The sequence below is a fragment of the Desulfitibacter sp. BRH_c19 genome (assembly GCA_001515945.1).
Classification (GTDB): Bacteria; Bacillota; DSM-16504; order Desulfitibacterales; family Desulfitibacteraceae; genus Desulfitibacter.
The window spans coordinates 1-12618 of record LOER01000030.1; the positions used below are offsets into that span (position 1 = coordinate 1).

Genomic DNA, 12618 nt, shown 5'->3' on the forward strand with positions numbered 1-12618 from the left:
AAGCCTTTTTGTCCTACTGCTATTTCAATCATATCAAATACATTACGCTGTTCCTTTTCAGTTAATATCATCCCAATCATGGGTTTATCTGTATTTTTTAGCAACTCATAGGTCATCTTAAGGTATTTTTCTTTTTCATCAATATCATTAGGCTCAACTGGAATTGCTCCTACACTATTTACAACACTACTTTCTTGGCACAGCCTTAGTAAATTAATGTAATCATGCATTGTCCCTTTTCTTCTTCCAGCATCTATATCCTGTACATAAACTGGACCCTGGCTTGGGGATATAACCAATTCATCTTGTCCTGAACCAACACGAACGCTTCGTTTTTTATTTCTTGCTAACCATGTGTAGCTTTTTGGACAAGATGCTAAGGAATCTTCCACCATTTTGGTAGGAATATATACAGTTTCGCCTTCAACTTTTGCACCATGTTTCTTAAAGATTTTCAAAACTTCTTCTGATTGAAATATAACGCCAGTTTCTTCAAGAATTCTAATTGATGATTCATGAACTTTATATAAATCATTTCTAGAAAGTACTCTAAAAACGGAATCAAGTCTCCTCAAATTATTCATTCCCTTCTGTAAGCAATCCTTATAGAATATCCAGCTAAAATCAAATAGCAGCTTTATTTTGATTTTGAGGGCACCCTCCTACTTCTAGTCTAGGAGGGATGCCCCTTTATTATAATAGTTCAATCTACTTCTTTTTCTTTTCTGTATATTCTTTTTCAGCATCCTCAACTATTGAACGTAAGGTGGAAAGTACTTCTTGAGGCTAGAGTCAAACCATTTACAGGAAATTTAAGATTTTATACTAGTATTTTCATCATAAGCTACTATTGGTTCATCATCTTCTACCTTGTAATCTAATACCAACATTTTATCTTCTGGAGTTCCCCCAAAATCTTCCTTAAGCGACTTTACTAATGAGATTGCCAGAATTATTAGTATGAAAAGTACCGGAACACTAGTTAAGACAGAAGACAACTGTACAACCTGTAATCCACCTACAAGCATCAATGCCACAGCAACAAATAAAAGCATTCCTGCCCAGAAAAATCTTGACCACTTTGGTGGTTCCTGCTTGCCTTGAATTCTGTAACATCCTATCATAGCCATTGTATAGGCATTAGAGTCAAAACTAGTAGCCTGGAAAATTAACATTAATACTAAAAAGACTGGTATTACAACAACCGATAATGGTAGCCTATTAAGTACTTCAACCACCACAGCTGGTCCTCCCATCTCCGACAAAATCTCGTTCATAGCAACACCTTTATTAAGAGTTAAGTCAACTATATATGATCCAAAAGTTAAGTAAAAAATTGAACATGCTGCAGTTCCTACTAGCATTACTGCTGAAATCACCTGCCTAATAGTACGACCTTTAGAAACCCTTGCAATAAACAGCCCCATATAAATAGCCCAAGCAATCCACCATGCCCAGTAAAAAACTGTCCAATCCTGTGGGAAGCCTGACTTAGCAATGGGATCTGTATACAGATTCATTTTAAATACGTTATTAAATAAATTTCCAAGGTTTTCTGTAAATAATGATAGACTAAAGAATGTGGGTCCTACCAATAAAACATAAACAATAAGCAAGAAAATGCCTTTTGCACATATCTCAGATAATTTAGCTATCCCTCCATATAGGCCCCTATAAGCACTATATCCGAATATACTAGTAAGACCTACTGCAAAAATTATTTTGAGACTCATAGTGTCCGTGACATTCAAGTAGTCGGCAGCAATTGCTGAATACATTGGGATATTAACACCTAGAGCAGTTCCAACGCCTCCAACCAAACCAACTACAACAAAAATATCTATTGCTTTGCCTACCCAGCCATCAACAGCTTTTCCTAAAACAGCCCTGCAAGCATAACTGGGATAGAGATATGGTTTTTTTCTTACATGATATGAGTATGAAAATGCTATCGCAGCTAATGTATAAAGTGCATATGGAGTAAATCCCCAGTGAAATATTCCATATGCTAAGGACCATCCGGCAGCTTCTGCAGAAAAAGCTTCTAGCCCAAATGGTGGATACCAAAGATACCAGATGGGTTCAAGGCAAGCCCAGTAAACAAGTGAAGAACCTACCCCACCAAAAAACAACATAGCCAACCAAGTAAACATTGAAAATTCAGGTTTATCATCTGTGCCGCCTAGTTTTACATTCCCATAGCGGCTAATAGCTAACCACACAATGAAAATAAAAGCTGCAGTACATGTCATTAACCACATCCAATCAAGATTATGAGTAATACCTGACATCAGTTTATTTACTATAGACTGTGCTTCTGTTTGAAATATGGCCATTGGTACATAAAAGATCAAACATACTATTACACTTCCCCAAAATACTGTTGGATTTATCTTAGCAATTTCTGGCTTAAGGTTTTTAGAATTGTCCATTATTGACCTCCTTAATAGTAGTTTTTATAGTGCGACTATTCTGGAATTTCTAAATATCATTTATGACTTAATAATTTTTATATCCTATAATAACCACCTCCCACTATTAATCATATTGTTCTGTATTTTTTCGCATTATGAATAAGGCAACAAGCTTGTCAATTTATATTTAAGCAATATGCATGCCAGTTTTATTTAATAAAAAACAATTTTTGCCAATACTTTGCGTTTTCAAGACTTTAAATTCTTTTAAACTTCTGAATAATGATAAACTGTGATAAATTACTAGGCCTAAATAGCAAACTGGATTTTTAAAAATGAATTATTCTTTATTAATTGTATTTATACATCAAAAAAATAGTTCAATTTGACCTTTCAAGGATTATTTAAAATAATTTTTTTAATAATGAATTAACAATTTTCAAAAATGAATTGTATTTAGACGATTACTCCCCCTCACACACATTAAACCTACCTTCAAAAAGTAGGCAGGTTTACATAATTTTCTTAAGATTTATTTCTATTAGATGGAAGAATCATTTCCACGTCTGCATGGGGTCTTGGAATTACGTGTACAGAAATAAGTTCTCCCACACGCTGGGCAGCTGCTGCTCCTGCATCTGTTGCAGCTTTAACTGCTCCAACATCTCCTCTTACAGTTACTGTTACTAATCCCCCACCTACAAGCTCTTTACCCATTAATTGCACATTCGCAGCCTTTACCATGGCGTCAGCCGCCTCAATAGCTCCTATTAAACCTTTGGTTTCTATCATCCCTAATGCCTCTTGTTGCATTGATAAAACCTCCCTGAAATTTTATATTCTAGTATTATTCTTCGTTAACCTTTGGAAGTATCATTTCTACATCATCGTGTGGTCTAGGTATTACATGAACAGATATCAATTCCCCGACACGTTTGGCAGCTGCTGCACCTGCGTCAGTTGCAGCTTTTACTGCTCCTACATCTCCCCTTACCATTACTGTTACTAATCCCCCACCTACGAGCACCTTTCCCATAAGTTCTACATTAGCAGCCTTTACCATTGCATCGGATGCTTCAATGGCTCCTATCAGCCCTTTGGTTTCAATCAGACCTAAAGCGTTATTCATCAAACCTAACCTCCTTATACTCCTTTATACCTCTTTTAGCTAGTTCTTTAAGAACACTTTCAATAATCATCTTTTCCAAACTCTTAGAAGTAGGTTCTACATCATCACTAAATCTGTCCTCTAGCTTTAGTACTGTTGCAGCATTTTTATACATAACCTTTTTGCGTACCTCATCAGTAAATGGAAGATTTTCATACATCTTTAGTGCATCCTTAAAATTAACAAATGGATGGGCACTTGCATACAACACCTTATCGCTGATAATTGTGTTAGCAGCTTCTATATAAGCTTCGGATTGTGGAAAATGCTCATACTCAGATAATTCAACGTAAACATTGGCATTACGTTGAGCAATAGTTATCATTTCATTAACCCATGGATAACCTCCATGACTTACAACTATTCTCAATTCCGGAAAATCCTTTGCAACAAAATCAATGTATCTTGGTGCTACATGGTCTATTATTGCATTGGGTACTAATGTTGCAGGTCCGGTAGTAATAACTATAGGTATATCTAATTCACAACATTTTGAATATATGGGGTAATATTTAGCATCATGAACATAAATCTGAGCTAGATATGGATCAATAGCAGCTCCTTTTAAACCAAAAACATTTGCTGCATGCTTAAGCTGTTCAATTGCTTTCATGCCCTTATGAGGATCAAGACCAAGAAATCCAATGAACTTATTAGGGTATTTATTTACAAATTCAATTACACTATCGTTGTTTGGCTTTGCATGATAAGTAGTTTCACAATCTCTACCTGTTATTACTGCAAGATCTACACCATACGTTTCTAAATCATTAACAACTTCCTCTAAGGGTTGTCCCTTCATTTTTTCTGCAAAATTGATGCTAGCACACAGTCCCTTAAACATTTTACTACTTGCTATCCCCGAAACTGTTTCAGGAGTATTAGGCCTAAACCTAAAATCAATTATTTTCACATTCTTTCCTCCTTATGTGACCATAAACATTATAGAAATATTAAGGCCAAGCATTCTCTTCTTAACATCTATTTGCAAAACCTATGCCAAACATACTAAAGCCATTTACAAGTATATCTACACAAAAAAGTAGCCGAGTAAGGCAATTTTTTATTAGCTTTGGTATCATTTTTGCTAGTAATATACCTAGGAAATCAAAACAGTATTTCCTCATAAAAGTGTTAAATAAAATACTAGTTTTAGGTCTAATTACTTACTAAATGAAGGAGGACAAATAATTATGGAATGTTGTACATTATCTCCACATGAGCAAAAGATACAAGAAGAGCTCCATGGAAAGCAGAACTATCACGGTAGAGAAAGGGTTTACGAAATATTAAACTCTTTTAAAAACAAGAAACCAATAATTGATATTGAAAGATCAAAGTATTTTACTGAATCCTTCAAACAAACAGAAGGTCAACCACTTATTCTGAGATGGGCAAAAGCTTTAAAGCATATTGCAGAAAATATTACTGTTTATATCGATGACCATCAATTACTTGTTGGTAGATCTGGAAACCAAGGAAGATATGGAATTTTATATCCCGAATTAGATGGGGATTTTCTTGATTTAGCTATTGAACAATTGCCAGAAAGAATTCAATCACCCTTTAATATCTCAGCAGAAGATGCAAAAGTAGTTATTGAGGAAATCTCACCCTACTGGAAGGGGAAAACCTTCCATGAAGCCTTGGCAAAAGCTTTACCAGAAGAGACTTTAAAGCTTACATATGATCCAAAAGATGTATTAAAGTCAAGGTTTATAGTAAATGAAACTGCATCCTTTAGATCCTCGCTTCAGTGGGTAGCTGATTTTGAGAAGGTACTCAAAAAAGGCTTCAAAGGACTTAAGGAAGATGCATTAAAACAAATGGAAGTACTTGATGGCCTTAGTCCTGTTGATAATGTAGAAAAAGGTCCTTATTTAGAATCAATAGTTATTTTATGCGATGCTATTGTAGTTTGGGCAAAAAGACACTCTCAATTAGCGGCTGAAATGGCTACTATAGAAGTTGATGCCAAGAGAAAGCAAGAGCTTGAAGAAATTGCTCAAATATGTGCATGGGTTCCTGAAAACCCTGCAAGAAACTTCCGTGAAGCTATTCAAGCACAATGGTTTACCCAGATGTTTTCACGTATTGAGCAAAAAACCGGTACTATTATTTCTAATGGTAGAATGGATCAGTACTTCTATCCCTATTACCAAAAGGATATTGAAGAAGGTCGGATTACCGATAAAGAAATTGTAGAATTATTGGAATGTATGTGGGTGGCAATGGCCCAATTTATTGACCTATATATCTCACCAGCTGGTGGAGCAATAAATGAAGGTTATGCACATTGGGAAGCGGTAACAATTGGTGGCCAAACGCCAGATGGAAGAGATGCTACTAATGAGCTAACATATTTATTCTTAGAGTCCAAGAAAGAATTTCCATTAAATTATCCTGATTTAGCAGCAAGAATTCATGCCCGTTCACCAGAAAGATATATTTACGAAGTAGCAGAAACTATTAAAGAAGGCTCAGGATTTCCAAAGCTAATTAATGATGAAGAAACAATACCTCTATTACTAGCAAAAGGTGCAACCTTTGAAGAAGCTTATGATCATGCAATATCAGGATGTTCTGAAGTTAGAATGCCAAACAGGGATACTTATACAAGTGGTTGTGCTTACATCAACTTTGCTTCAGCTGTTGAAATGACATTATATAACGGTAAGACTAAGGCTACTGGTGATGAGGTAATTGGCCTTGAAACTGGAGATCCACAATGCTTTAAGACCTGGGAAGAATTTTGGAACGCTTATGTTGCACAGCAAACTAACTTTATCAAGCATGCTTTTATTCAGCAACACATCATTATTAATCTAAGATCTAGACATTTTGCAGCACCCCTTTTATCATCACTACATGACCTGTGTATGAAGAATTGTAAGGACCTCCACTATCCTAAGATTGAAGGTGGAATTGATTTAGGATACTTTGAATTAATAGGTTATGGTACCGTAATAGACTCTTTAGCAGCAATTAAAAAGCTTGTTTTCGAAGAGAAAAGATTAACCATGGGAGAACTTATTGACACCCTTGAAAATAACTTTGAAGGTAAAGAAGCGATTAGACAGATGCTGATAAATGCACCTAAGTATGGAAATAACGATGTGTATGCAGATACAATCGGCAAGGCCATTGATAGAGAAGCCGTCAAATTCACCAGTAAATATTCTAAGGAACTGGGAGTACACCTAGATTTAAGGCTAGTTCCATTTACATCACATGTTCCGTTTGGTAAAGCAGTAAGTGCTACTCCAAATGGTAGAAAAGCATTCACACCACTTGCTGACGGTTCATCCGCATCCCATGGTGCTGATGCTAAGGGGCCAACAGCTATATTATTGTCAAACTTCAATACCAAAAACTATGATTATAGAGAAAGAGCAGCAAGACTACTTAATATTAAATTAAGCCCTGCGACTGTTGCTGGTGACTTGGGAACTAAAAAGCTTGTGTCTTTTATCAAGACCTGGGCAGATCTAAAACTGTGGCATCTGCAGTTTAATATAATAAATAGGGAAACATTACTTTCAGCACAAAAGGACCCTGACAAATATCGTGGTTTATTAGTAAGGGTTGCAGGATATAGTGCGTACTTTGTTGATTTATCTCCAGATCTCCAAAGTGACATTATAGCTAGAACTGAACATAGTTCACTATGACAAATAGTATAATATGAAACTAAGATAAGTCCTGCAAACTTTACAGGACTTACCTCACTTATTACTTGGAGGCTAGCTATTTATGAATCCTGTAACGAATTTTGATACAAAAAAGTATGGTTATGTCTTTAATATTCAGCATTATTCGGTTCATGATGGACCAGGTATTAGAACAATTGTCTTTTTAAAGGGTTGTCCATTACGCTGCCAATGGTGCAGTAATCCCGAATCTCACCAATTGACTCCTACCCTAGCATACAACAATAATAAATGTATAGGTATAGATGAATGTGGCTATTGCCTTAAAGTGTGTCCTGTGAGTGCCATAGAAAGAAATGAGGAGGATAACAAAATCAAGATTAGCTGGCAGGTCTGTGATAATTGTTTAAAATGTTCAGAGGTCTGTCCCTCTAATGCGTTAACTCCATATGGAAAACTAATGAGTGTAAAAGAAGTAATTGACGCTGTAGAAGCTGATAGTGTATTCTATTCGAGATCTGAGGGTGGAATTACTCTTAGTGGCGGGGAGCCATTTTTTCAAATGAATTTTGCTCTAGAGCTTTTAAAAGAAGCAAAAAAAAGAAGAATTAATACCGCAATCGAAACCACAGGTTACACAAATTGGACAAATCTTGAAACTTTATGCCAATACCTGGATACTATTTTGTATGACATAAAGTGTATTGATTCAGGTAAACACAAAAAATTTACTGGAGTATCTAATGAAAAAGTATTAGACAACTTTAAGAAAATGTGTGAAGCCTTTCCAAACATTGTAAAGATTGTAAGAACAGCAATAGTTCCAGGCTTTAATGATACTAACGAGGACATAATAGAAATTATTAACTTCATAGATGGATTAGCAAATGTACAATATGAGTTGCTACCCTATCACCGATTAGGCCAACCAAAATATGAATATATGGGTAGAAAATATGTGATGGGAAATGTAAAATTGGATGATAATAAAATGCAAACATTAATAACCCTTGTGAAAAACCAATTTTTCTTTACAGATAAGCTAAGTTAATGCCTAATGGTTAGAATTAATAATCCCCAATGAGTAGGTAGTGAATAGTTTCTACTTATTGGGGATTGAATTATAGAAAATCATTTTAATCTGAGCCTTAATTTGAGATACTTTTGATACTTGTCATTATAGGTTGTTGATTTTCATCAAGATAATAGCTTATTAGAACTTCATCACCATCAGAAAAGGTACTAAATTCTTCTCTTGCTTCTTCACTAATACGAAAAACTTTTATTGCAAAATCATCAGGCTGAACCCCACTAATTCTTACTTCAATTGAATTATTATCGATTTGCCCTATATAAGTCCCAGAGTCCTGTAAAATTTCTGAAGCTTGATGATTTATAGTCTCTGTAATTCCACCATACCTTAACTGCCTATTATCCCTTTCAATTTTTACAAGAATGTGTGGGTAGGTTAGTACTTGGGTAACTATACTGTCTCCAGATGGTTGGTTAAGCTCTGCCTTGAGCTCAATCTCATTTTCATAGCCTAATAACTCTAAATTTTCAATACTATAACCACCTGTAGGCTTTTCTCCCGCAGATAATAATAAATATCTGTTCTCTCCGATTTCATGTTGATGAAGACCCTCAACTTGATAATTCTCCTCATACCATTGTTCTAATTCCTTTGGAATTGCATCAGTAATAACTATTTCATAATCTATCTTTCCCATCTTAGGTTCTTTTTCCTCCTGCTTATTTGCATTACAGCCTACAGCAAATAATATTAGCATAAAAATAGCAACTACTAATATAGTCCTTTTAGCCATAAAACTCACTCCTATAAAATTTTGTATTTATCCATATAGACGATTAGTTTGCTATTAAGTTCCATATATAAAATTAGTTTGAATTGCTATGTATTATTTACGGAAAAATTGTTTAAGCTTTGCCACAAATCCCAGTGGTTTGTCTTCTTCGTCAATAAAGCTTTTAGTTGAACCATCCTTTAAATTATGGACTTTAGGATTTAATTTTTCTGAGATGGCATATAAGTTTTTTGATGCAGGAGATCCTGGGAAAGCAAGAATAAATGGTTCCATTATTTTTACTGCTTTATTTACATTATTATCTCTCAAAATATATCCTAATGGGTATGGTTTAATTTCAAGAAAGCGCCCTATAACTTCTAACATCCTCTTAGCTACGTTTCTTGCCTCTTCTAGGTCATCCACCATATTAAAAACCATTTTTACCGGCTTCTTAACTTTCTTTTCATTTAATACCTTAATAAGTGCGTATGCATCAGTAATTGAACTAGGCTCAGGAGTTACTACTACTACAATTTCATCTGCGGGAAGCAGAAAGTTAATTACATTACGAGATATACCAGAACCCGTATCAATAATAATTACATCTGCATCGTTCTCTAAAGGTTCAAATAAATCAAAAACCCTATTGAGTTCAGATTCAGATAGTTCGGTCAGAGATTGGATTCCCGATCCCCCTGCAATTATTTTAATACCCCCTGGACCATCAACTACCACGTCCATTATATTAGTATTAGTTTTATTCACTAAGTGCTCAATGGTATATTTTGCTTTTATTCCTAATAAAACATCAACATTAGCAGTACCAAGATCCGCATCAATAATGTATGTCTTTAATCCTTGTTGGGCAAAGGCAATTGCTGTATTAATTACATAATTTGTTTTGCCAACTCCACCTTTACCGCTTGTAACAGCTACAATTTTTGGAAGACCAGATTTTCTCCGTTGGTATTTCATAATAGATGCCTTCAGCTTTTTTCCTGGTCTAAAAACCGGAACTGTAGTAGATGATATTTCCAATATCTCACCAGTTCTAGGATTTCTTCCTACTCTAGCTGCTCTCTCTTTAGCTTCAAAAGAACCAAACCCCAAAACACGTACCTTGTCTCCATTTGCTAATGTTTCTTCAATATTATCAAATATGGACGAAACAACTAACTGTGATTTTTTAATAGGAATTTCTGATTCTGCGGACACCCTTGATACTAATTCATTTTTATTCATAAAAGTATACCCTCCACTTATTAGCTTGTTGTTAATTTTGAATATTCCACATAATGTAATGTTTTCCTTCATATTTCAACCTTTTATTTCTCAAATTGCCAAATTTTGCAGGAATTATCTAGAATATATAGAAAATAAAAACTAGTACAGCTTTTATGAGGAGGAATATAAATGGCAGGTCTAGGTGAGAAGTTTATAAAAGCAAGGGAGAAAAAAGGATTATCTATTATACAAGTTGAAAATGCAACAAGTATCAATAGTAAATACCTATTAGCATTAGAGGAAGAGAGATTTGTTAACCTACCTGATAAAGCCTTTATAGAAGAAGTCATAAAAACCTATGGCTCTTATCTTGGGCTAAACTATTCCAAACTGCTAGTAGAATTTAACACCATTTGGATGGATGCAAATACCGCAAAGGAATATATTAAAGAAACATACACTAAACCACCAGGACGTGGATCCACAAATCCAATTTCGAGAAAAAAAATAGCTATAGCTGGACTTTTAGTTGTTTTAATTCTTATCTTCTTTGTTGGTTTTCAAAAAGAACAAGTACCAGATCCTAGTCCCCCCATAGTTGCTTTAGAAGAACAGCAAACATCTCCTATTGATAATCATGATTTGGGTACTATAGAAACTACTAAGGAAGAAACTCCAGAAGCAATAGAGCCTGAAGTAGTAGAGCCAGAAGCAGATAGTATAGAACTCAAAGTTCTAGTTGCTAGAAGTGACTGTTGGTTGGAAGTCCAAGTAGATGAAGAAGTGGTAATGTATCGTCTTGTTCCCAAAGGAGAAGATCTCATATTTGAAGCTAATAGTGAAATAAACATACTCTTCGGTAATGCAGCTGCTGTGGATGTTACATATAATGGACAATTTCTAGGACCACTAGGAGAAGAAAATCAAGTAATAAGAAAAACTTTTAATTAAAATGCTAAAGGCTGTTTATTACAGCCTTCTTTTCATGTGAACAAAAGTTACCAAATATCATACATTTGGGTGATATTAACTTATTATTGCTTTTTATATACTTGAAGTGAGAATCAATATGTATATCTTCCATAATTCGACAAATACTCTGAAGGAATTGTTACCAATAAAGTGGAAATTTTTAAATGAATATTTCTGAGGTGGTGTAACTTAATGCCAACTGTAAAGTGGTATAGTTCATTAGGTCTACAAAGGAAATCATGCTCAATAAAAATACAAAAATCTAAAGGCATGAGTGAACCACAATTAGATAAACAAAGCAATCAAGAAAACCTTATTCTCTCAAAGGCTCTTTTCTCTAAGACTTTTCACAATAATCCTAACTTGCTATTCATATCCAATATAGATGGTAAGCTTATTGACGTAAATAAAGCCGCTATTAATTCAACAGGTTATACTCGGGATGAATTCTTGAAAATGTCTGATATTCAAAAGAATTTTTGTATAGTAAAAGAAGATAGTCACACACAAAGTGTGTCAGATGACGGGAAAACAGGCAATAAATGGGTAACATTTCAAACGAAAGCAGGTGAAATAAAAAAAGGCATACTAACCGTTGAAAACATAGATATTAATGGGAATATCTATGTTTTACAAGAAATTGTTGATATAACAGGGAAAAACAAATTTAATCAAGAAATGGAACATTTAGATCGGCTAAGTATAGTTGGTAAAATGGCTGCCAGTATCGCCCATGAGGTTCGAAACCCGTTAACGACTGTGAGGGGTTTTTTGCAACTTTTACAAAAAAAGGAAGATTGTTCCCCTTATATGGACTATTTTAAAATTATGATAGATGAAATCGATAGAGCTAACTTAATTATTAGTGAATTCCTATCCTTTGCTGGTAATAAGAACAAACCATCCTCCAAGGGTAATTTAAAAAACATTATTGAAAACCTTTTACCCTTGTTATATGCTAATTCCACACAGGATGGTAAAGATATTAATTCCAAGTTACTTGATGTACCTAATATCCTCTTGGATCAGAGCGAAGTTCGTCAATTAGTATTAAATCTTGTAAGAAACGGTTTAGAGGCTATGAATAAAGGAGGCACTTTAACTGTAAATACATATGCTGAAAATAGTTATGTAGTTCTTAGTATTATCGATGAAGGTCCAGGTTTTTCAAAGGAAGCCTTAGATAATCTGGGTAATCCATTCTTTACTACAAAGGATAAGGGTACTGGTCTTGGACTGTCAATTTGCTATAGTATTGCCCGCAGACACAATGCCATTATAGAAATAGATTCAATCCCTGGCAAAACAAATATCATGGTAAAATTCCCCATATTAGATCAATTATAAAACCAGGTTGCATTAACAACCTGGTCAGTAATACT

10 protein-coding genes and 1 pseudogene are annotated in these 12618 nt (G+C 34.6%); 4 read left to right on the forward strand and 7 right to left on the reverse strand.

The genetic code is table 11. From position 1 onward, the window contains the following. From APF76_01150 to APF76_01170, 5 genes and pseudogenes are all read right to left on the reverse strand, one after another. Window positions 1–575, reverse strand: a pseudogene (locus APF76_01150). A 237-nt stretch (window positions 576–812) separates the two neighbouring features. Further along, entirely contained in the window at window positions 813–2432 is a 1620-nt protein-coding gene (locus tag APF76_01155; protein ID KUO50816.1) for a choline/carnitine/betaine transporter, read from the reverse strand. A gap of 507 nt (window positions 2433–2939) precedes the next feature. Continuing rightward, window positions 2940–3227: an ethanolamine utilization protein EutM gene (locus APF76_01160; protein ID KUO50817.1), complete on the reverse strand. Its 288-nt coding sequence runs from the start codon at window positions 3225–3227 to the stop codon at window positions 2940–2942. 34 nt (window positions 3228–3261) lie between these two features. Then, window positions 3262–3543: an ethanolamine utilization protein EutM gene (locus APF76_01165; protein KUO50818.1), complete on the reverse strand. Its 282-nt coding sequence runs from the start codon at window positions 3541–3543 to the stop codon at window positions 3262–3264. After that, complete coding sequence (locus APF76_01170) at window positions 3536–4495, reverse strand: amidohydrolase (protein ID KUO50819.1); 960 nt, start codon at window positions 4493–4495, stop codon at window positions 3536–3538. Before APF76_01170 ends, APF76_01165 begins: the two co-directional genes overlap by 8 nt. A gap of 280 nt (window positions 4496–4775) precedes the next feature. Here APF76_01170 and APF76_01175 point away from each other — a divergent pair, with 280 nt between their 5' ends. Together APF76_01175 and APF76_01180 are read left to right on the forward strand one after the other, a co-directional pair. Next, window positions 4776–7253 (forward strand): glycyl radical enzyme, encoded by a 2478-nt coding sequence (locus tag APF76_01175; protein KUO50820.1) that lies wholly within the window; start codon window positions 4776–4778, stop codon window positions 7251–7253. A gap of 82 nt (window positions 7254–7335) precedes the next feature. After that, the gene (locus tag APF76_01180) at window positions 7336–8283 is read left to right on the forward strand and encodes a pyruvate formate lyase-activating protein (protein ID KUO50821.1); all 948 of its coding nucleotides are present in this window, start codon (window positions 7336–7338) and stop codon (window positions 8281–8283) included. Window positions 8284–8380: 97 nt separating this feature from the next. Here the strand turns inward: APF76_01180 and APF76_01185 are convergent, their stop codons facing one another. Both APF76_01185 and APF76_01190 read right to left on the reverse strand, forming a co-directional pair. Further along, window positions 8381–9058, reverse strand: coding sequence for a hypothetical protein (locus tag APF76_01185; GenBank protein ID KUO50822.1), 678 nt, complete (start codon window positions 9056–9058; stop codon window positions 8381–8383). 93 nt (window positions 9059–9151) lie between these two features. Further along, window positions 9152–10282: a hypothetical protein gene (locus APF76_01190; protein ID KUO50823.1), complete on the reverse strand. Its 1131-nt coding sequence runs from the start codon at window positions 10280–10282 to the stop codon at window positions 9152–9154. A gap of 171 nt (window positions 10283–10453) precedes the next feature. Between APF76_01190 and APF76_01195 the strand changes: the two genes are divergently transcribed. Both APF76_01195 and APF76_01200 read left to right on the forward strand, forming a co-directional pair. Beyond that, window positions 10454–11215: a hypothetical protein gene (locus tag APF76_01195; protein ID KUO50824.1), complete on the forward strand. Its 762-nt coding sequence runs from the start codon at window positions 10454–10456 to the stop codon at window positions 11213–11215. A 213-nt stretch (window positions 11216–11428) separates the two neighbouring features. Further along, complete coding sequence (locus APF76_01200) at window positions 11429–12583, forward strand: hypothetical protein (protein KUO50825.1); 1155 nt, start codon at window positions 11429–11431, stop codon at window positions 12581–12583. Window positions 12584–12618: the final 35 nt, after the last annotated feature.

Coding starts and splice junctions, on each gene's coding strand:
- APF76_01155 (KUO50816.1), bottom strand. CDS start 2,432: ATGGACAATTCTAAAAACCTTAAGCCAGAAATTGCTAAGATAAATCCA.
- APF76_01165 (KUO50818.1), bottom strand. CDS start 3,543: ATGAATAACGCTTTAGGTCTGATTGAAACCAAAGGGCTGATAGGAGCC.
- APF76_01180 (KUO50821.1), top strand. CDS start 7,336: ATGAATCCTGTAACGAATTTTGATACAAAAAAGTATGGTTATGTCTTT.
- APF76_01185 (KUO50822.1), bottom strand. CDS start 9,058: ATGGCTAAAAGGACTATATTAGTAGTTGCTATTTTTATGCTAATATTA.
- APF76_01195 (KUO50824.1), top strand. CDS start 10,454: ATGGCAGGTCTAGGTGAGAAGTTTATAAAAGCAAGGGAGAAAAAAGGA.
- APF76_01190 (KUO50823.1), bottom strand. CDS start 10,282: ATGAATAAAAATGAATTAGTATCAAGGGTGTCCGCAGAATCAGAAATT.
- APF76_01200 (KUO50825.1), top strand. CDS start 11,429: ATGCCAACTGTAAAGTGGTATAGTTCATTAGGTCTACAAAGGAAATCA.
- APF76_01160 (KUO50817.1), bottom strand. CDS start 3,227: ATGCAACAAGAGGCATTAGGGATGATAGAAACCAAAGGTTTAATAGGA.
- APF76_01175 (KUO50820.1), top strand. CDS start 4,776: ATGGAATGTTGTACATTATCTCCACATGAGCAAAAGATACAAGAAGAG.